Source organism: Micromonospora sp. NPDC048843 (genome assembly GCF_040649965.1).
Taxonomy (GTDB): Bacteria; Actinomycetota; Actinomycetes; order Mycobacteriales; family Micromonosporaceae; genus Micromonospora; species Micromonospora hortensis.
Genome location: NZ_JBEZGJ010000048.1, coordinates 21,293 through 40,309 on the forward strand (window position 1 = coordinate 21,293; position 19,017 = coordinate 40,309).

Here is a 19,017-nt window from a genome sequence, read left to right on the forward strand (position 1 = left end):
CTCAGGCGGCGGAGTTCGCCGATACTCGCCGAGCCTCAGTCGGCGTCTCCTCGCCGACCCGCCGCCGGCCGGAGTCGACGCCGAGCAGCGGGGCGCTGAGCACGACGAGGTTGTAGAGTGCGTGCGCGACCAGGGCGGCAACGATCCCGATCTCGATGGCCACGAGCCCCAACGTCACGCCGATGAGGGTCAGTTCGGCGAATCGGATCCACCGCGGGCGGACCATGCTCCCGCTGTGCGTACCGGCCCACAGCACCGCGGCGACCAGGGCGGCGAGCAACGGCTGACCGGTCAGCCAGAGTACGACCGGCACCGCGAGGAGCCGGAAGACCGCCTCCTCGCCGATCGAACTCTGCGCGGTCAGCGAGAGCACGTGGGGCAGGTCCATTCCGACCGTACGCAACGAACGTCGGTCCGGGTTCGGAGAGACCCGGGCGAGTCCCGTCCGACGCAAGAGCGCGTACCCGGCCGCGGCGAGTCCCAGCCAGATCGCTGCCAGGCAGGCGCCCCAGATAACTTGCCGACCAAGATCCGAGGTTGTGGGCATCCCGACCCGCTGGGCGACCAGTGAGCCGGCCAGGGCGGCGACCACCACCACGGCACTCATGGTCACCGCCGTCACCGCCGACGTGAGCGCGTTGATCGCCCTGAAGGACGCCCATGATTGCGTCCCCTCGTAACCGTGCACCGCCGTGTATCGGAACCGGCCGCCCTCACCGAAGAGGACCGCCAGCAGGACGGGCACCGCCAACACTGCGGCCAACGACGCCTGCGCCGTACCACCGGCGAACGCGAGGAGGGCCACCCCGCCGACCAGTGCCAGCACCGAGCCGAGCAGCGCTCCCGCACCGGCGAGGACTTCCCGCTGCTCGGCCCGCTCGAGTGCCGGTATCTGCTCGTTGGTCAACTCCACCAGGGAGTCGACGCGCAGCACCGTCGCGCCGAGTGACTCCACCTCGAACTCGATCCGGACGTCCGGACTGGTCGCCCGGAACCGGCGGGTACGCTCGGTCGACTCGTCCTCACGGGTCCAGTACCCGGCGCCCACCGGCTCCGCCCCGGCCCAGACCCCGTCGGGGACGCCGAGCCGCTGTCGCAGCCCCTTGTCGTCGCCGGTGCCCGGCGCCACACGGCCGTCGCCGCCCCGATCCGTGCCGTCGCCCGGTCGGGCAGGTACGACGCGGTCGAGCACCCGGCCGCGCAGATCACCGGCGAGTTCGAAGAGCACGACATCGCCCCGGGGTGAGAGTCCGACCAGGACGCTGCCGTCGGCGCCAATGAAGCGGACCCGCCACGAGCCCTGTAGACCCCACCCGTTAAGGAACTCCCGTTGCCGGGCGACGAGCCCGAGGTGGTGCAACCGGTCGACGATGCCATCGAAGTGCAGGACGGCGAAGGAGCGCCAGCCCGTGACGTCGAGACCGCAGAGGCGTCGTACCGTCGCCGCCGCCTGATCCGTCGCGGCCGCGGCGTCCATCACCGGGGGCATCGGCTCGGTGGGGTACGCCCGGGTCCGTAGGACGATGAACAGCGCACCGAACAGCAGACCGACAACGGCCAGAACAACACTCTCAGTCATCGCCGCACCCCGAGCCGCAGCGCGCCGTACCACAGCAGCCGCCGGTCGCCGCGTCCATGCGGACCGACGGCCCCGGCGTCAGACCGAACGGCAGGTCAACGTCTTCGGTGGGATTCAGCCGCTGGATACAGCGGCAACCTCGGGCAGTGGACCGGACGGTGGCCAGCCGACCCGGTTCCCCGATCAGCTCGAGTGGCTCGGCGAGGATCCGACCGAGGGACTCCGCCTCGATCTGGCACGGGGTCACCTGGCCATCGGCACGGACGTGCCAACTCAGGTAGCCGGGAGTGAGGAACTCGACGGGCAGCCCGATCGGCGCCAACTGTTCACCGAGATCCGCGCACTGGTCCCAGCCCAGCGACTCGAGGTTGAGGTGGCGTGTCTCCTGGAACTGCCGGATCACATCGGCGACCTGATCCGGTGTCAGTCCGAACCCGTCCTGGTCGCCCCTGCCCACTGGTACCACCCGACCTGCCCGGAACAGTCGGGCGCCGGCGCTGTCCACGTCGGAGACGACGGCGGCGACGTCCTGGTAGTTCGCGGGGGTCACCGTCATCGCGACGATCACTGGTACCCCTGCTGCGGAAAGGCGTCGCATCGTGTGCAGCGACTCGTTGTAGGCCCCGGCCCGCCCCCGGATGAGATCGTGCCGTTCGGCGCGTCCGTCGATGCTGATCTGGGCCCGGATGTTGCCGCAGGCGGCTGCCATCGCGACCAGTTCGTCCGACCAGTGCAAGCCGTTGGTGAAGATGTCGACGTGGTCGATCAGCGCGGTGGCGGTCGCCAGGATGCGCCGAAAGTCCCGGGCGATGGTCGGCTCACCACCAGTGAGGGTCACGGCCGCGATCCCGGACTGGGCCAGCCGCTCCAGCACCTTGACCCAGTCGTCGGCGGTCAACTCGCCGGGCAGGGCGGGCCCGGAACTCGCGTAACAGAACGAACAGCTGAGGTTGCACCGGTTGGTGAGTTGGAGCGACGCCAGTAGCGGCAGGTACGCGTCGGTCGAGCCAGACACCCGCAGGGGCTGGTCGAGCGCCCCGTTGAGCCAGGAGGAGGTCAACCACGATCCGTTCAGTGCCTCGACCATCTCCGCCTGAACCTCGTCCGGGTCACGGCGGGAGGTGCCGGCCCGGATCCGGGCGGTGCGGGCCACGCTGCGCGTCCGTGCCAGTTGGAGGGCGATCTCCAGCGCCTCGCTGGACAGTCGTACGTAGTTCAGGCTGTTGCGATCCACCAACAGCCCACCGACGGGTTGCAGGTGAATGCCCCAGTCAGGCGATGGTGGGTCAGCGGTGCCGGCGACCGAGTCACCGGACGCGTGGGAAAGCGCGGTTGTCATAAGGGTTCCCTCGGGATTGGCCGGCCGTCGGCCCGGCAGCTGGGTCGGCACCGTGTGGTCCGGGACTGGCGGGATCTCGTCGTCCGAAGAGGTACGGCTCCGGCCGTCCAGGGCGGGCGTCACGCCCGCCCCGAACGGCCGGCCGGAATCGGTCACATGGCCTGCGAGTACGGCGGCGGCCCCAAGCACGCCGCGACGAACGGCGCCCAGCCGCTGGCCCAGCAAATGCCGCAACCCACGGACTTAACCATCGGTTCGGCCCGCTTCTCCGAGCCGAGTCGGTTGAGCGTGCTGCTCGACTTCTGCATGTCAATCACCCCCTCCCCGGATCACTCGGTCGACATCCCCGGAACAGTGCGACCCGTGATGGCCCGCTCCGGAGCGGGCCATCCAGCGCCCGACTCCTCGCGGAGCGAGACGAATCTCTGATCCGGGCCGCGCGTCGCCCGGATCCCCCCGTGTCGTACTGTTTATCGGGGCCGTGACCGAAAATGTGCCGGGCCGCCATGCAGCAGATCTGGAACTAACCTTGAATCGCCTGACCAGCAGGGTGGTCCACAGCTAGGGCCGCCCACGGGGTCATGCGCCGAGTGCCAGGCCCCGATCTGAGCCACTGTTGGTTAGGCTTCAGCCATGTTCCGTGCGGCCCTGTCGGACGACTTCGAGCAGATCATCGGCCTCTACCGGCAACTGAATCCCGACGATCCGGTGTTGCGCGACGGATCTGACGTCGCGGCCTTCCAGCAGATCCTGGGCTCGCCGGCGCTGCGTCTCTTCGTTCTCGAAGTGGATGGAGTCGTCGTCGCCACGACGTACCTCAACGTGATCCCGAACCTCACCCGGTCGGCGTCGCCGTACGCGGTCATCGAGAACGTCGTCGTCGAGGAGTCGCGGCGCGGCACCGGCCTGGGTCGGCTGATCATGGCCGGCACACTCCAGGCCGCCTGGGATGCGGGCTGCTACAAGGCCATGCTGATGACAGGTTCGCGCGCGCCTGCGACGCACGCCTTCTACCGGGCCTGCGGGTTCTCACCCGACGCCAAGAGCGCATATCTGGCCCGACCGTCGCAGCGACGGCCAGGCTGCTAGGCGGCGGGGAAGGTCTCGCGCAGCGCTGGGTCCAGCGGTCGACCGCTCGTCGGTTCGATGAACAGCTCGGCGAGCAGGAGGTCGGCGAGGTAGGTGGGGTTGACGCCCGACTCCTTGCGCCCGAGGGACTGTAGCGCGCCGCCCAGTCGCAGGGCGGCGCTCGCGACGCCGGACGGCATCCGCGTGACCCGGCGGCGCCGACCGACTGCCTCGGCGATGCGCCCGATCATGTCGGTCCAGGTGAGGTTCTCGTCGGCGACCGGGATGTCCGCGTCGCTGGCCTGCTCCAGGGCGTCGACCGCGACTTCGGCCACGCTGCGGGCGGAGGCGGCGGCGCTGCCGCCGGCCGGGGCGACCAGCGGGGTACGCGAGCGGGCCCACCGGTCCAGCGGGCCGGCCCAGTTGGGCAGTCGGTCGCCAGCCCGGCCGAAGACGAAGGGCAGTTCGAGTACGGCGACCGGCAGGCCCTCGCCGGCGGCCGCCCGTCCCTCCCGGGCCTGCTCCAGGCGGCACCGGATGTACGTGTGCCGTTCGGCGAGGCGCCACTGCGGGTGGAGCCTGTCGAAGTAGGTGTAGTAGGAGCCCATCACGACGCCACGGGTGAGACCTTCGAGGCGGGCGGCGGTGAACAGGCGTACCACCGGGTCGACGTTGTCGCGGCGGAACTCGGGGTAGATCGGCTTGGGCAGCGGTCGTTGCTCCTCGGTGCGGGTGGCGTACACGACGCCGTCGTGCCCGGCGAGCAACGGCCGCAGGTCCTCGATCGAGGCGGAGCCGACATCGAGCAGATGGTCGACGCCCGGCTGGGCGCTGCGCGCCACAGTGGTCGCGGCATGGCCACGCTCCCGAAGCACGTCCACGACGTGAGCGCCGATCAGGCCGCTGCCACCCACCACAAGAATTCGCACGGTGCATCGTCCACTCTGGAACCCGCCCTTTGTCAAGCCGCTGCCGCTGCGGCAAGGGCGTCGAGGAGTTGTTGGTTCAGCATGAGCGCGTGCTGCGCCTCGGCGGTCGGCTGTTGTGCGACCGCATCAACGACCCGGACGAGCCCCTGCACGTGTACGCCGACCTCGCCGGGCACGCCTTCTGCGTCTTCGTCGGCTGAGGCGGGTTGCCGCCACCTCGCTCGGAGCGCAGGTTGACAACGGGCGGGGATGGCGTCCGCAACCCCGACATTGGCATAGGTTCGAGGTACGGAACGCCATCGCTGTGAAACGGGGTTGAGGATGCCGGAACCGCGCGCCTTCTGGCTGGACGAGCAGTTCGACCGCGAGCACGGCACCGACGGGAGCGGCCGGTACGAGGCCGAGGTGTTTCGTCGGATCGACGAGTTCGCCGACACCTGGGGTGACTTCGCGCCCGTGGCGTTCGCGGTGACCGCCTGGCGGCTGGCCACCGAGCTGTCGCCGGGCTTCGTGCGCTGGCACCGGCGGATCATCTCGGCGACCTGCGCGCGTAGCCCATGGGACGGCAGCCTGGTCTGCGCGGTGACAGTGGCGTCCCGCTGGCCGGCCGAGCTGACCTGGACCAAGCAGTGGCAGCGCGACCGTGGTTGGCAGAACTGGCCCCAGCTGTTCGGCCAGTTCACCACACCCACCGAGCAGGACCAGACGCGCCGCCCGCATCTGCGCGCGTTGCTCCAGGTGGAGGCGCCGGTCCCGCTGGACGACCTGCCGCCAACGCCCGACGGTCCGGACGACGAGGTCGCCGCAGCCGCGCGCCGGGCCGTGGCGGTGCTGGCCCGGGAGCTCAACGACCTCCTCGCGCCCATGATCGGGCAGCTCGACGCCGGGGTGCCGGCGGACTCCTGAGAAGCCCGCCGGCCGGTAGGGTCGTCGGCGTGGATCTGGACGCCATCGCCGCCCGGCTCGGGGTGCCCGTCGAGGAGGTCGACCGCGTGCACCGGCTCGCCGGTGACGGGCCGTCAGCCCCGTTGCCAGCCAAGGCCGACGCGCCCGCGATCCTCGACCGGCTCGCCGTGCGCCCGGACGACGCCGCCGAGGTCATGGCGGGCTGGCCCGACCCGGACTCTCCGCTCTGGACCCCGGAGCTGCGCTGGCTGCTCGACCGCTCGACCGCCCTGGTCCGCGCCGACCTCGCTGGCTACGAGTGGCTCTCGCCCGGCCCGGAGTTGCCGCGCGAGCGCGGGCCCGCGTGGCGACACCTCTACGTGTACGCGTACCTGGCCCTGGTCGACGTGGTGCGCGGGTACCACAGCGACCACGGTGTCCCCGAGGCCGTGACCTGGGTGACCCTGGCCGATCTGGGCCGCAACCTCGCCATCGACCGACGGATGCGCGGCGAGGGCTGGCCGATCATGCAGAGCTGGCTGACACTGCACTCGCGCGGCAGCGTCTACGAGCTGGGCCGGCTACAGCACCAGCGTGGCGACGGCGCCATCGGCCTACACGTCCCCGATTCGGGGCCGTTGACCTCGGAGGCGGTCGCGGCGTCCCTCGACGAGGCCCGCGCGTTCTTCCCCCGGCATTTCCCCGACGAGCGCTACACAGCGTTCTCCTGCGCCTCGTGGCTGCTCGACCCACAACTGCGGGAGTACCTTCCCGAGGACTCCAACATCGTGCGGTTCCAGCGCCGGTTCGAGCTGGAGCCCTACGACGAGTCGGCGGGGCCGGATGCCGACATCGAGGTCCTGCGGTTCGGGTTCCGGACCCTGACCACGCCACTCGACGAGCTGCCGCGCCGCACGGTGCTCCAGCGCGCGATCATCGACCACCTGCGGGCCGGCGGCCACTGGCACTGGCGTCACGGCCGCTTCCCGATCTAGGCGACCGCGTCCCACCACGCGCCGTTGGCGGCCGCCTGGCCTGCCGGTTCGATGATTTCCCACACCTCCGCGATGAGTCCGTCGGCGATCCGCAGGATGTCGACCACCACGATCTCCGGCCCTCCACCGGGGAGTCGGCGTCGCGAGTGCACGACGACGTGGTCACCATCGGCCAGCAGGTGCAGGATGTCGACCCGCATGCCGGCGGTCGGGCCCAGCGCGGCGCGGACCGCGGCGAGCCACTGCGCCCCGGTCGATGTCGTCGCATCCGACCGGTGATGGGTGAAGTCCTCGCTCAGGCAAGACGCGAGCGTGTCGACGTCGCCGGTGTCGACCAGCCCCGCCAACGCACGCCCGACGATGCTCTTGTTCTCGGTGGTCATGGCCGCAAGTGTTTGCCCGCCCTCATGCGCTTGTCGATGACATCGCACTTCATGGCGTCCCGGGCGACGATGAGTAGGCTCATGATCGTGTATGCGGTCGGGGAACTCCTGCGGCAGTGGCGTAAGCGCCGAGGGCTCAGCCAACTCGACCTGGCGATCGCCGCGGATGTCTCGGCTCGGCACGTCAGCCTGGTCGAGACCGGCAGGTCCACGCCGAGCGCCGACATGATCCTCCGGCTCGCCGACCAGCTCCACGTGCCGCTGCGTGATCGCAACCAGCTGTTGCTCGCCGCCGGCTTCGCACCCCGGTACGCGCAGCGCCCGCTCGACGACGCCGCCCTGTCGGGTGCCCTCGACGCGGTCCGCAGGGTGCTCCGGGCGCACGAGCCGTACCCGGCGCTGGTCTTCGACCGCCGGTGGAACATCGTGCTGACCAACCGCGCGGTCGACCCGTTCTTCGCGTACGCGGCGCCCGACCTGTTGCGGCCACCGGTGAACCTGGTCCGGCTGGGCCTGCACCCGCGCGGGCTCGCCCCCCTGGTCGTCAACCTGGCCGACGTACGGGCGGTGTTCCGCAGCCGGATCTCGCGCCAGCTCGCCGCCGCGCCCGACCCGGAACTCACGGCGCTCTACCAAGAACTGCTGAGCCCGCTGCCCGAGGAGCCGCCGGACCAACGGGTCGACGCCGACGTGGTGATCCCGATGATCCTGCGGATCGGTGGACGCGAGCTGCGGCTGTTCTCGACCATCACCACGTTCGGCACCCCGATGGACGTCACCGTCGAGGAGATCGCTGTGGAGTCCTACTACCCGGCGGATCAGCAGAGCGCCGCCTACTTCACACGGTAGGGCCCGGCCTGGTCACCGCCCAGGCCGGGCCCCATCACGTGCGCGTCAGCTGGTGGTCAGGACGAACCTTTCCCAGGACCCGACCGACGTCCGGTTGGCGATCAGTGATCCGGCCCCGGCGTTCTCGGCGGCCACGATCTGGTTGTTGGCCAGAGCCCGCAGACCGACAGTCCCGTCGGAGTTGTTGATGATCTGGAACGTCTCCCACGGTCCGATCGTCGTGCGGTTCGCGATCAACGGATTGGCGCCGGCGTTGTCGGCGCAGACGTACAGCCCGTTGGCGCGCGACCGCAGGGCGATGTTGCCGTTGCCGGCGTCCACCCTGTCGAACTGCTCGGTCGTCGAGACGCTGGCCTTGTTGGCGATCAGCGGGTTGGTGCCGACGGCCGACACGTACTGGTTGTTCACCTGCGCCCTCAGCGTGATCCCCCCGCTGGGGGTGGTGGTACCGGTGGTGAAGGTGAACGCGTCGACGTCGAACAGGTTGCCCGAGCCACCCTTGAAGACCAGGTACAGAGTGGTCGACGCGCTGGGCGGGTTGCTGATGGCGGTGGAGACGTCGACGAAGGTCTCCCAGCTACCGGTCACCGGCACCGTGGCGGTGCCCAGCAGGGATCCGGTGGCCGACCCTGCGCGAACCTCGATGGTGCCGCCGGCGCCGGCCGACGAGACCCGCGCGGTGAACCGGTTCGCGTTGGACAGGTTGTACGGCTGGTAGGAGATCCAGTCGTTGTTCTCGATGAACCCGGCCGTGCGGCCACCCTCGGCGTTGGTGTGGTCGGTGGCCTGGACACCGGACTGGGCGCTGAAGTGCTCACCCTGGCGGTGTTTCGGTTGCAGCGTCTTGATGCTGTGCGTGGTGAGCCCACCGTTGTCGGTGTACGCGGCGTCGAAGACCCCGTAGATGTTGGCCGCCGAGTCGTGCTCACCGTCGGTCGGGACGGTGATCGTGCCGCTGCACCCGGTCTTCGAGGTGATCTGGTGGGCGTGGCTGTCGTGGCCCAGCGCGTACGTCAGGCTCACCTTGGAGCAGTCGATGGTGCCGTCCTGCGGGTCGCTCACCGAGATCTGGTACGGCACCGTGTCACCGAAGGTGAACAGCTGACCGTCGGTGGGCGAGGTGAGGGACACCGTCGGTGCGGTGTTGCCCACTGTGACGATCAGGCTCGCCGTGCCGGACAGGCCGGTCGGGTCGGTGACCTTCAGGGTGGGGCTGTACGAGCCGTTCGTGGTGTACGTCTTGGTGGGGTTGGCCGCCGTCGACGTGGTGCCGTCGCCGAAGGTCCACAGGTAGCTGAGCGCGCCACCCTCCGGGTCGGAGCTGCCGGCCGACGAGAAGTTGACGGTCAACGGGTTGGCCCCCGACGTGGGGTTCGCCGAGGCGACAGCGATCGGGCTGCGGTTGCCGCCACCGATGTACTCGATCCGGAAGAGCGCCTGGTTGTTGGAGCCGGTGCCGTAGTCCAGCACGTACAGGGCACCGTCCGGGCCGAAGGCCATGTCCATGACCTGGGTGCCGGTCCACGGGAAGTTGGAGATCTCCCCGCGCGAGCCGTCGGAGTTGACAGCGATGGCCTTGATCCAGCGGCGGCCGTACTCACCGGCGAAGAACTGACCGTTCAGCGAGGACGGGAACTTGATGCTGGAGTTGAGCGAGGCGTCGTACCGGTAGACCGGCCCACCCATCGGCGACTCCGAGCCGCTGCCGAACTCCGACGGTGAACCGGAGTCGCCCGCGTACTTGATCCAGGCCGGCTTCGCCGCAGGCAGCGTGCCGAGCCCGGTGTTGCGGAACGAGTTGTTGGTCGGCCCACCCGAGCAGTTGTACTTGGACTGCGACGGCCCGGACGGGAAGGTGTATTCATTGTATGTTTCCGTGCTGGTGTTGCTGCCGGTGCAGTACGGCCAGCCGTAGTTGCCGGGCGCCGCGATGCGGTTGAACTCGACCTGACCGGAGGGGCCACGGCTCGAGTTCGTGGACCCGGCGTCGGGGCCGTAGTCGCCGAGGTAGACGACACCGGTCGCCTTGTCGACGCTCATCCGGAACGGGTTGCGCAGACCCATCGCGTAGATCTCCGGGCGGGTGCCCGAGGTGCCGGGCGCGAACATGTTGCCCGACGGGATCGTGTACGTGCCGTCCGCCTGCGGCTTGATCCGCAGCACCTTGCCCCGCAGGTCGTTGGTGTTGCCCGCCGAGCGCTGGGCGTCGAACTGCGGGTTGCGGTTGGTCCGTTCGTCAAGTGGCGCGTAGCCGGACGACTCGAACGGGTTGGTGTCGTCGCCGGTGGTCAGGTACAGGTTGCCGGCGGCGTCGAAGTCCAGGTCACCGCCGACGTGGCAGCACTGCCCACGGTCGTTGGCGACCTGGAGCACGATCTTCTCGCTACCCAGGTTGAGCGTGTCGTCGCTGTTGAGGGTGAACCGCGACAACCGCAGGTGCCCCTTCCACCGGTCCCAGTCAGACTGTGAGCCGGTGGTCGGGGCGTCCCCGGACGGGGTGCTCAGCGTGGGGGAGTAGTACAGGTAGATCCACCGGTTGCTGGCGAAGTTCGGGTCGACGGCGACGCCCTGCAACCCCTCCTCGTCGTGGGTGTAGACCGACAGGGTGCCGGAGACCTTGGTGTTGCCGGCCACGTCGGTCACCCGCAGAACACCGTTGCGGGCGGTGTGCAGCACCGAGCGGTTCGGCAGGACGGCCAGGGACATGGCCTCACCGAGCTCGCCCGAGCCGGTGGCGAGCTTGACCTGCTGATAGTCGGAGGCGGGGATCACCGCCGCCTGGGCGGTGGACGGTGCAGCCACAGCGAGGGCCGCGCTCGCGACGGTGAGGACCGCCGCGAAGAGCGCCCGGGGCCAGCGCCGGGGGTACGAGAGCATGATCGTCCTTTCTCGACGACCGGTGGACGGGCGCGCGGGGGCGCACCACGACCAGGTGGGGTGGTGGAGACGAGCGGGGGGACCAGGTCAGTTGGTGGTGACCAGGTCGAACTTCTCCCACTGACCGATGGAGGTCCGGTTGGCGATCAGCGGGGACCCGCCACCGTTGTCAGCGGCGACGTAACGGTTGTTCACGGTGGCCCGCAGGCTCACAGTGCCGTCGGAGTTGCGGACCAGCTGGAAGGTCTCCCAGGCACCGGCGGTGGCCCGGTTGGCGATCAGCGCGGCGGCACCGGCGTTCTCGGCGGCGACGAACTGCCCGTTGCCCTTGGCGCGCAGCGCCACGTTGCCGTTGGCGAGGTTCACCAGGTCGAACCGCTCGGTGGTGCCCACCGAGGTCTTGTTGGCGATCAGCGGGGTGCTGGCGTTGGGGGAGCTGACGTACTGGTTGTTGGCGCGGGCCCGCAGGGTGGAGCCGCTGGCGGTGGGCGGCGGGGTCGTGGTGCGCGGCGAGCAGTCGGCAGTCACGGAGCCCGCGGCGACCTGGAGGCCACCGAGCAGCATCCGGGTGAAGTTCGGGTCGGTGTACGACGCCTCGGTGTGCCCGAGGCCCGTGTACCAGGCACGCCCGCCGCCGTACGCCTTGCACCAGGTGATCGGGTGGTCGCCGCTCATGTTGCCGCCGCTGTAGGACGACTCGTCGAGGCTGGCCAGCACCCGGGCGCTGGACCGGGGGTTGGTGCGGTAGTTGTACCACTCGTCGGAGCGGACCCAGGTGGTCCCGAGGTGGGCGGTCGAGGGGTTGGTCTGGTCCTCGATCTTCACAGTGGCGTTCTGGATCGCTGGGTGCGAGTCGAACCATGCTCCGACCAGCGAGCCGTACCACGGCCAGCTGTACTCGGTGTCGGCTGCGGCGTGCACGCCGACGTAGCCACCACCGGCGGCGATGTACGACTCGAACGCGCTCTGCTGGCTGGCGTTGAGGACGTCGCCGGTGGTCGACATGAAGACCACCGCCTGGTACTGGGCCAGGTTGGAGGTGGTGAACTGGGCGGCGTCCTCGGTCGAGGTCACTGTGAAGCCGTTGGCCGAGCCGAGCTGCTGGATCGCGGCGATGCCGTTGGGGATGGACGAGTGCCGGAACCCGGCGGTCTTGCTGAACACCAGGACCTTGGTCAGGGGTGCCGCCGAGGCGGGGGTCGGCAGTGCCACCAGGCTGGCCAACATGACGGCCAGGCCGGTGACGAGTGCCAACAGGCGGGGACGGGAACGCATGGTCTTGCTCCTCTGCTGAGCGTCGACCTCAGGCTGTGCACACGGTTAGGCCGGAGGCCGCGATGGCGGTGGTGCGGAAGCCGGGCCGCCGATGCTCGGCTGAGGTGGTGCGGGGTGGTGGGGGTGCAGGGGTGGGCTTGCTGAAACCAGCCGATGACGGAGAGCACCCACATTGGACGATCAAAATTCATCGACTGGCATCGTTGACGCAGTAAACCTCCGATGTCTACGCCCCGTCAAGCCCAGGCGCTCCGGGCCGAGCGCACCCGTGCGTGGCCGGCGGAGGTGCTGAGGTGAGACGTATGACGTATGGTCGGTGTATGGCCATCGACGAAGATCGAGAACAGCTCGCCGGGCACCTCGTGGCGCTGCGGCTGGCCGTCGCGCGGCCAACCACTGCGGCCCTACGCGGGACTGCGGGTGCCGCGGGTCGCCATCAGGATGAGGTCGGCGATCGTCTCCGGGTGCGTGACCATGGCCAGATGCGATGATTCGACCTCAATGGTCGTGGCGTTCATCCGATCGGCCAGAAACCGCTCCAGCTCCGGCGCTGTAGTGCGGTCCTGAGTGGAGATCGAGTAAAAGCACTGCCGATCCCGCCAGGCGGCCGTGGTCGTGCGGCCCTGGAAGAGGTCCTTGGCGATCGGGCCCTGCACCGCGTACAAGGCGCGGGCGCGGGCCTCCTCGATTCCACCGGCGAAGTCGGCCAGGAAGGCGCTCTCGCTGAGCTGCGCGTACCCGTCGTGGTGCACGAGGCCGGCGTTCGCTGGCGGCGTGGGATATTTCGCCGCGAGCGCGTTGTAGTCCTCGCCGGCGTCCGGCGCGCGGGCCGCCACGTACACCAGGGCGGTGACCCTCGGGTGGTTGCCGGCCTCGCTGATGATCGTGCCGGCCCAGGAATGGCCCACCAGCACCGTCGGGCCGTCCTGGCGGTCGAGGGCGCGGTTGGTGGCCGCGACGTCGTCGGCCAGGGAGGTCAGCGGGTTCTGCACCGCGGTGACCGTCAGCCCGGCCCGCTGTAGCAGCGGGATGACGTCGGACCAGGACGAGCCGTCGGCGTACGCGCCGTGGACCAGGACCACGTTGCGAACGGGCGTGGCCGAAGACGTGTCGCTCATCCGAAGAACCTCCGCACGACGCCGTGCCGTCGCTCGCTGGTCGACGACAGCTCTCGCCCGCCACTCTTCCCCACGCCGGTCGGGCCGGTGGGCCAAACGCCCAGGCTTCAGCCCTTCAACGCACCGGCTCGGGTGCGAGGGCGCGCCAGTTCAGGCGGTCCCGGTAGTGGTGTCGCAGGACCAACCAGCTCACTGAGAACGGGATGGCCCCCATGGCCACCACGCCCAGGACGTCCGCGCCGACCACGTCGAAGACCGCCCCGACGTCGCCGAACAGCTGAGCGACAGTTTGGAACGCGACGTGCAGGCCGATGCCGGCCCAGATGTCGCCGGTGGCGGCGCGGAAGGCGCCCAGCAGTAGCGCGAAGACGAAGAAGAGCGCCAGTCGGTCGACGGACCTCGCCGCCCCGGTAAGGAACCCGAACACTGTGAACAGCACCGCCTGCCCGATGGTCGCCTGCCAGGCGGGCAGCCGGGTGGCGAGATTGTGTTGCAGGTACCCGCGGAAGATCAGCTCCTCCGGCAGCGCCTCCTTCAGGAAAACCAGCACGACCAGCAGCGCCGCCACCCGCAGCACGTCCCCGACGGACGTCCGGACACTGATCTCGACCCAGCCGAGACCGAGGCAGAGTGCGAACCCCACAGCGGCGGGCACGAGCCAGCAGGCCATGCCGAACAGCAGACGCCGCCAGCCGGCGCGCAGCGACGGCAACCCGAGGCCGGCCCACGGCCGTCGGTCCAGGACGCGACGGGCGACGACCACCAGGGGTACGACCAGCGCGGTGGTGAGAACCGCCCCGACCGCATGGGTGGGCCGGTCGTAGTCACGATCGAGCAGGACGCCCAGGAACAGCCACACCAGCACGGCGGCGGCGGACACGACGAGGATCCGCCAGGGCAGGGCGAGACGAGATCCGGCGCTCACCACGCGCAGCCTAGCCAGCGGCGTCAACTGCGGACGGTCAGCGCCCGAGGACGAGATAGCCGAGGCCGAGGACACCCCGGTAACCGCCGACGTACTGGCACAACCGGTCGTCGAGTTCCGCGCGGACCTCGGCCGCACGGGGATCCTCCGGGTACGCCAGCAGCCACTCCTGCCGGCCGGCGAGCCAGGTGGACTCGAAGTCGTCCCATTCCCGCTGATCGGCGGTGCTCAGGTGCAGCAACCGCCAGCCCCGCTGACGGGCGGCCTCGACCAGGCCGGGCAGGGTCGGGACCTCCGGGCCGAAGACCTCGGCGATCTCCGCCGTGGGGGGCCGCTCCCAGTACGCGTCACCGAACAGCAGCCGCCCACCGGGCCGGACCACTGCGGCGAGGGCGTCGAGGGCGGCCTCGGTGCCGCCGAAGGCGTGTGCCGAGCCGATGCAGAGGACCCGGTCGGCCGGCTCATGCCAGGCCGCCGCTTCCCCCATCACGAAGGCGACGTGCCGGTTCAATGACCGCCCCGCGGCCAGCCGCCGCCCTCGGGCGAGCGCGCCCTCGTCGGTGTCGACGCCGACGCCCCGCGTCGCGACCGGACCGGAGACACCGCCGGCGGCGACCGCCCGCAGCAGCAGCTCACCCCAGCCGCAGCCGAGGTCGAGTACGCGCGCGCCGGGGCGGACGTCGAGCCGTTGCAGCAGCAACGCGGCGTGCTCCGGCGAGAGCGGAGTGTTCCAGCGCATCCGCGCGTAACGGCTGGCGGCGAGGTGGTCGGTTGACTGCATCCGTTGAGGGTGTCAAGCCGTCCGCCGGGTCCGGCACCGGGGCGTACGGCAGGATCAGTGGAGTGGACGCTGAGCGTGCGGGGCCGGCGCGGCGGCCGACCCCGCAGGAGGTGTCTGCGGCGGCCGGCCGGGGTCTGCCGGACATCATCGGCCCCGGGCTGCGCGTGCTGTTCTGCGGCTACAACCCGGGCCTCTACTCGGCCGCCGTGGGGGAGCCGTTCGCCCGACGGGGCAGCCGATTCTGGCCGGCCCTGCACGGAGCCGGCTTCACCGATCGCCAGCTGCACTCGTGGGAACGCGACGAGCTGCTGCGGCAGGGCCTGGGCATCACCAGCCTGAGCAACAGGGCCACCGCCCGCGCCGCCGAGCTGACCCCGGAGGAAGTGGTGGCCGGTGTGACCGGGTTGGCGGTGAAGGCCGAACGCTACCGGCCGCGCTGGGTGGCGATCCTCGGGGTGAGCGCGTACCGGATCGCCTTCGCCCGACCGAAGGCCGGGCTGGGCCCGCGACCGGACCGGCTGGGGCCGGCCCAGGTCTGGGTGCTGCCGAACCCCAGCGGCCTGAACGCGCACTTCCCGCTGCCGGCGTTGACCGCCGAGTTCGCCAAGCTGCGGCGGGCCCTCGACCCCTAGCCGGCCGCGGCGGCCAGCCCTTGGTAGTAGGGCTGCATCGCCGGGTGGTAGTCGTCGAACTCCGGGCGGGGCGAGCCGTCCCGGGAGGCGACCAGCATGTCCAGGTAGTACTCCCAGCCGGCGCCGACCTCGGCGATGCCCTCCACACTGGTGAGATGCTGGACGAACCGCAGCTCGGTGCTGCCGTCGGTCTCGGTCAGCACCATCTCCAGCAGCCAGGTCCCGTAGCTGTCGATCATCGACACGGCGAGGCGCTGCTGCGGTTCGCACGCGTCGATGAGTACCTCACACCAGGGCTGCTGCTCCTCGTACGCCATCTGGACCCGGATGGTCCGTCCGGGCCCGGCGTCGCCCTCCCACGGGCCGAACCAGCGGGCCGTGCGCTCGGGCTCGGTCAGGCTGGCCCAGACGTCCGCCGCCGGGGCGCGGAAGGTTCGGGTGAGGACGAGATCGTGGCCGGTGTCGGTGTGAAACAGGCGTCCGGCGGGTGTGCGGGTCATGCCGTGTGCTCCCTTCGGTGCTCCGCCGGGCCGCGGCTGCGGCGCTCTCGGCGGGTGCGATAGACCTCGGTCTCCAGTGCGTCGAGGTGCCGCTCCCACCGGTCGGTCGCTGCGAGCGCGGCGAGCCAGTCGACCAGCGGAGCGAGCGGGCGCGGATCGAGTCGGTAGATCCTCTGGCGGCCGACCATCTCGTCGTGCACCAGACCGCTCTCGCGAAGCAGCCGTAGGTGGCGGCTGATCGCGGGTCGGCTGATCACGAATCGCTGGGCGATGTCACCAGCGGACAGCGGCTCGTCGCGCAGCAGGGTCAGGATGTGCCGCCGTACCGGGTCGGCGATCGCGGTGGCCACCTCGTTCACTCGGGAAGCGTAACCTATGGGTTACGGGTTTGCGTGGTGAAGGCCACGCTCGGCCGCATGTCGCCACGTCGATGGTGGTCACATGATCACTTGACCTGGCACTCTGTATGGCATGGCCGCCCTCCTTCGCTCCCGCCTGACCGACTGGACGTTCGTCGTACCTGTGCTCGCCGTCCTGATATTGATGGTCACCTGGGGGCGGAGCCTGCCTGGGCCCGTCATCGTGGTTGTCGCGGTGCTGCTGGGCGGCGCTGTGCTCGCGGCGGTGCACCACGCGGAGGTGGTCGCCCACCGGGTGGGGGAGCCGTACGGGTCCCTCGTGCTCGCCGTCGCGGTCACCGTGATCGAGGTGGCCCTGATCGTCACGCTCATGATCAGCGGGCCGGAGAAGACCCAGTCGCTCGCCCGCGACACCGTCTTCGCCGCCGTCATGATCACCTGTAACGGGATACTCGGCCTGTCCCTGCTGCTCGGGGCGCTGCGCCGTCGCGTCGCGGTGTTCAACCCGGAGGGCACCGGCGGCGCCCTGGCCACCGTGATCACCCTGGCCACCCTGAGTCTGGTCATCCCGACCTTCACCACGGCCCGGCCCGGCCCGGAGTTCAGCCCGGCCCAGCTCACCTTCGCCGCCGTCGCCTCGCTGGCGCTCTACGGGCTGTTCGTGCTCGTGCAGACCGGTCGGCACCGCGACTACTTCCTGCCGGTCGACAGCCGGGGCAAGGTCATCGAGACGGAGGAGCACGCCAAGCCGCCCACGACCCGCGCGGCGATGGTCAGCCTGGGCCTGCTGCTGGTGGCGCTGGTCGCGGTGGTCGGCGACGCGAAGACGGTCTCCCCGACCATCGAGGCCGGGGTCGCGGCGGCGAACCTACCGCACGCGTTCGTCGGCGTGATCATCGCCCTGCTGGTGCTGCTGCCGGAGACCCTGGCCGCCGCCCGCGCCGCCCGCCGCGACCGCGTCCAGACCAGCCTGAACCTCGCGCTCGGCTCGGCGATGGCCAGCATCGGCCTGACCATCCCGGCCATCGCGATCGCCTCGATCTGGCTGGACGGCCCGCTGCTGCTCGGCCTCGGCGGCACCCAGCTCGCCCTGCTCGCGCTCACCGCCGTGACCGCCGTCCTCACCGTGGTGCCCGGCCGGGCCAACGTGTTGCAGGGCGGCGTACACCTGGTGCTGCTGGCCGCGTTCGTCTTCCTGGCCGCCAGCCCGTGACCCGCACGGGCCGCGCGGCTCAGCCCGTGATCCGCACGGCCGGCCGGCTCCGCCCGTGACCCGCACGGGCCGTGCGGCTCAGCCGGCGGGCGGCGGGTCGCCCGCGAGGCCCCCCGCGCGGGCGTTCAGGTAGCGCTGCTGCGCCAGGTTCGTCGAACGCGCCGCCGCCATCCGGTACGCCTCCCGCGCAGCTACCCGCTCACCCTCCAGCTCCCAGAGGTGGGCGCGGGCGGCCGGCAGTCGCGGGTCGTCGGCCAGGCGGGGGTCGTCGGCCAGGTCGGCGAGCAGCGTCAACCCGGCCGGCGCGCCCCGGCTCATGGCCACCGCCACGGCGTGGTTGAGCGCCACCACTGGGTTGTCGGACATCCCGAGGAGCACCTCGTACAGGGCGGTGATCTGCGCCCAGTCGGTGGCCGCCGCGTTGGGCGCCTCGTCGTGCACGGCCGCGATGGCCGCTTGGAGCTGGTACGCCCCGACCACCCCGCGCGGCAGCGCCCCGGTGATCAGCTCGACCCCCTCGGTGATCTGGTCGGCCCGCCACCGGGAGCGGTCCTGCTCGGCCATCGGCACCAGCTCGCCGTGCGGGCCGATCCGCGCCGGCGCGCGGGCGTCGGTGAGCAGCATCAACGCGAGCAGCCCGGTGACCTCGGGGTCCTCGGGCACCAGCCGGCGCACCAGCCGGGTCAGTCGGATCGCCTCGGCGGTCAGGTCGGCGCGCAGCAACCCGGGCCCGGCGGTGCGGGCGTACCCCTCCGTGAAGATCAGGTAGAGCACGTGCAGCACGGCGGCGAGCCGGTCGGCGCACTCCGGGCCGGTGGGCGGCGCGAACCGCAGCCCACTGTCACGGATCCGCTGCTTACCCCGACTGATCCGCCGGGTCATCGTCGCCTCCGGCACCAGGAACGCGCGCGCCACCTCGGCAGTGCTCAGCCCGCCCACGGCGCGCAGGGTGAGCGCGATCTGCGACGCCGCCGACAGCGCCGGGTGGCAGCACAGGAACAACAGGATGAGCGTGTCGTCGGCGTCCGCCGGCGGACGGTCGGCGGCGGGGGCGCGCCACTGCTCCGGGAGCACCCACCGGGCCACCGTGTTCTCCCGCCGGATCCGGGCCTGCTCGCGACGGAGCAGGTCGGTCAGCCGACGGGACGCCACGGTGATCAGCCAACCGCGCGGATTTTCCGGTACGCCGTCGCGCGGCCAACCGTGCGCCGCGGCGATCAGCGCCTCCTGCACCGCGTCCTCGGCCGTGTCGAAGTGCCCGTAGCGGCGTACCAGCGCGCCGAGGACCTGCTGCGCGAGCTGGCGCCGCA

General features: G+C 70.7%; 18 protein-coding genes. 6 read left to right on the top strand and 12 right to left on the bottom strand.

What is annotated here, in order from left to right:
* Position 1: 1 nt before the first annotated feature.
* Both AB0C20_RS14245 and skfB read right to left on the bottom strand, forming a co-directional pair.
* On the bottom strand, positions 2-1,579 hold the full coding sequence (locus AB0C20_RS14245) for a CPBP family glutamic-type intramembrane protease (protein ID WP_357186648.1): 1,578 nt from the start codon (positions 1,577-1,579) through the stop codon (positions 2-4).
* Positions 1,572-2,918, bottom strand: coding sequence for a sporulation killing factor system radical SAM maturase (skfB, locus tag AB0C20_RS14250; protein ID WP_357186645.1), 1,347 nt, complete (start codon positions 2,916-2,918; stop codon positions 1,572-1,574). The genes AB0C20_RS14245 and skfB overlap by 8 nt, the downstream gene beginning before the upstream one ends.
* Before the next feature lie 633 nt (positions 2,919-3,551).
* On the opposite strand from skfB, the gene AB0C20_RS14255 reads away from it, so the two are divergent.
* Positions 3,552-4,007, top strand: a complete 456-nt coding sequence (locus tag AB0C20_RS14255) for a GNAT family N-acetyltransferase (protein WP_357186639.1) — start codon at positions 3,552-3,554, stop codon at positions 4,005-4,007.
* Here the strand turns inward: AB0C20_RS14255 and AB0C20_RS14260 are convergent.
* Positions 4,004-4,915, bottom strand: coding sequence for an NAD-dependent epimerase/dehydratase family protein (locus AB0C20_RS14260; RefSeq protein ID WP_357186636.1), 912 nt, complete (start codon positions 4,913-4,915; stop codon positions 4,004-4,006). The genes AB0C20_RS14255 and AB0C20_RS14260 overlap by 4 nt on opposite strands.
* A gap of 321 nt (positions 4,916-5,236) precedes the next feature.
* Here AB0C20_RS14260 and AB0C20_RS14265 point away from each other — a divergent pair, with 321 nt between their 5' ends.
* Together AB0C20_RS14265 and AB0C20_RS14270 are read left to right on the top strand one after the other, a co-directional pair.
* Positions 5,237-5,821 carry a hypothetical protein gene (locus AB0C20_RS14265; RefSeq protein ID WP_357186633.1) on the top strand — a complete coding sequence of 195 codons (585 nt, stop codon included), beginning with the start codon at positions 5,237-5,239 and terminating at the stop codon, positions 5,819-5,821.
* A gap of 29 nt (positions 5,822-5,850) precedes the next feature.
* Positions 5,851-6,795 carry an acyltransferase domain-containing protein gene (locus tag AB0C20_RS14270; protein WP_357568129.1) on the top strand — a complete coding sequence of 315 codons (945 nt, stop codon included), beginning with the start codon at positions 5,851-5,853 and terminating at the stop codon, positions 6,793-6,795.
* On the opposite strand, the gene AB0C20_RS14275 is transcribed toward AB0C20_RS14270, so the two are convergent.
* Positions 6,792-7,178, bottom strand: a complete 387-nt coding sequence (locus tag AB0C20_RS14275) for a nuclear transport factor 2 family protein (protein WP_357186627.1) — start codon at positions 7,176-7,178, stop codon at positions 6,792-6,794. The two genes, AB0C20_RS14270 and AB0C20_RS14275, sit on opposite strands and share 4 nt — an antisense overlap.
* A gap of 81 nt (positions 7,179-7,259) precedes the next feature.
* Between AB0C20_RS14275 and AB0C20_RS14280 the strand changes: the two genes are divergently transcribed.
* Entirely contained in the window at positions 7,260-8,027 is a 768-nt protein-coding gene (locus tag AB0C20_RS14280; RefSeq protein WP_357568130.1) for a helix-turn-helix transcriptional regulator, read from the top strand.
* A 45-nt stretch (positions 8,028-8,072) separates the two neighbouring features.
* Here AB0C20_RS14280 and AB0C20_RS14285 read toward each other — a convergent pair whose 3' ends face one another.
* From AB0C20_RS14285 to AB0C20_RS14305, 5 genes are all read right to left on the bottom strand, one after another.
* Positions 8,073-10,904, bottom strand: a complete 2,832-nt coding sequence (locus tag AB0C20_RS14285; protein ID WP_357568131.1) for a PQQ-dependent sugar dehydrogenase — start codon at positions 10,902-10,904, stop codon at positions 8,073-8,075.
* Between the two features lie 87 nt (positions 10,905-10,991).
* The gene (locus AB0C20_RS14290) at positions 10,992-12,131 is read right to left on the bottom strand and encodes a ThuA domain-containing protein (RefSeq protein ID WP_357187043.1); all 1,140 of its coding nucleotides are present in this window, start codon (positions 12,129-12,131) and stop codon (positions 10,992-10,994) included.
* Between the two features lie 452 nt (positions 12,132-12,583).
* Entirely contained in the window at positions 12,584-13,297 is a 714-nt protein-coding gene (locus AB0C20_RS14295; RefSeq protein ID WP_357568132.1) for an alpha/beta hydrolase, read from the bottom strand.
* A 115-nt stretch (positions 13,298-13,412) separates the two neighbouring features.
* A complete protein-coding gene (locus tag AB0C20_RS14300; protein ID WP_357186614.1) occupies positions 13,413-14,222 on the bottom strand; it encodes a type II CAAX endopeptidase family protein in 810 nt (269 codons plus the stop codon).
* A 37-nt stretch (positions 14,223-14,259) separates the two neighbouring features.
* Complete coding sequence (locus tag AB0C20_RS14305) at positions 14,260-15,003, bottom strand: methyltransferase domain-containing protein (RefSeq protein ID WP_357186611.1); 744 nt, start codon at positions 15,001-15,003, stop codon at positions 14,260-14,262.
* A 62-nt stretch (positions 15,004-15,065) separates the two neighbouring features.
* Here AB0C20_RS14305 and mug point away from each other — a divergent pair, with 62 nt between their 5' ends.
* On the top strand, positions 15,066-15,635 hold the full coding sequence (gene mug / locus AB0C20_RS14310; protein ID WP_357568134.1) for a G/U mismatch-specific DNA glycosylase: 570 nt from the start codon (positions 15,066-15,068) through the stop codon (positions 15,633-15,635).
* Here mug and AB0C20_RS14315 read toward each other — a convergent pair.
* Together AB0C20_RS14315 and AB0C20_RS14320 are read right to left on the bottom strand one after the other, a co-directional pair.
* A complete protein-coding gene (locus AB0C20_RS14315; protein ID WP_357186608.1) occupies positions 15,632-16,135 on the bottom strand; it encodes an SRPBCC family protein in 504 nt (167 codons plus the stop codon). The genes mug and AB0C20_RS14315 overlap by 4 nt on opposite strands.
* Positions 16,132-16,494: a metalloregulator ArsR/SmtB family transcription factor gene (locus tag AB0C20_RS14320; RefSeq protein ID WP_357186605.1), complete on the bottom strand. Its 363-nt coding sequence runs from the start codon at positions 16,492-16,494 to the stop codon at positions 16,132-16,134. The genes AB0C20_RS14315 and AB0C20_RS14320 overlap by 4 nt, the downstream gene beginning before the upstream one ends.
* Positions 16,495-16,606: 112 nt before the next feature.
* Between AB0C20_RS14320 and AB0C20_RS14325 the strand changes: the two genes are divergently transcribed.
* On the top strand, positions 16,607-17,707 hold the full coding sequence (locus AB0C20_RS14325; protein ID WP_357186602.1) for an ionic transporter y4hA: 1,101 nt from the start codon (positions 16,607-16,609) through the stop codon (positions 17,705-17,707).
* Between the two features lie 78 nt (positions 17,708-17,785).
* Here the strand turns inward: AB0C20_RS14325 and AB0C20_RS14330 are convergent.
* The coding region (locus tag AB0C20_RS14330) for a DUF6596 domain-containing protein (RefSeq protein ID WP_357568133.1) at positions 17,786-19,017 on the bottom strand (1,232 nt) is incomplete at its 5' end.

Coding starts and splice junctions, on each gene's coding strand:
- skfB (WP_357186645.1), bottom strand. CDS start 2,918: ATGACAACCGCGCTTTCCCACGCGTCCGGTGACTCGGTCGCCGGCACC.
- AB0C20_RS14295 (WP_357568132.1), bottom strand. CDS start 13,297: ATGAGCGACACGTCTTCGGCCACGCCCGTTCGCAACGTGGTCCTGGTC.
- AB0C20_RS14280 (WP_357568130.1), top strand. CDS start 7,260: ATGATCGTGTATGCGGTCGGGGAACTCCTGCGGCAGTGGCGTAAGCGC.
- AB0C20_RS14275 (WP_357186627.1), bottom strand. CDS start 7,178: ATGACCACCGAGAACAAGAGCATCGTCGGGCGTGCGTTGGCGGGGCTG.
- AB0C20_RS14265 (WP_357186633.1), top strand. CDS start 5,237: ATGCCGGAACCGCGCGCCTTCTGGCTGGACGAGCAGTTCGACCGCGAG.
- AB0C20_RS14245 (WP_357186648.1), bottom strand. CDS start 1,579: ATGACTGAGAGTGTTGTTCTGGCCGTTGTCGGTCTGCTGTTCGGTGCG.
- AB0C20_RS14285 (WP_357568131.1), bottom strand. CDS start 10,904: ATGCTCTCGTACCCCCGGCGCTGGCCCCGGGCGCTCTTCGCGGCGGTC.
- AB0C20_RS14305 (WP_357186611.1), bottom strand. CDS start 15,003: ATGCAGTCAACCGACCACCTCGCCGCCAGCCGTTACGCGCGGATGCGC.
- AB0C20_RS14325 (WP_357186602.1), top strand. CDS start 16,607: ATGGCCGCCCTCCTTCGCTCCCGCCTGACCGACTGGACGTTCGTCGTA.
- AB0C20_RS14290 (WP_357187043.1), bottom strand. CDS start 12,131: ATGTTGGCCAGCCTGGTGGCACTGCCGACCCCCGCCTCGGCGGCACCC.
- AB0C20_RS14255 (WP_357186639.1), top strand. CDS start 3,552: ATGTTCCGTGCGGCCCTGTCGGACGACTTCGAGCAGATCATCGGCCTC.
- AB0C20_RS14315 (WP_357186608.1), bottom strand. CDS start 16,135: ATGACCCGCACACCCGCCGGACGCCTGTTTCACACCGACACCGGCCAC.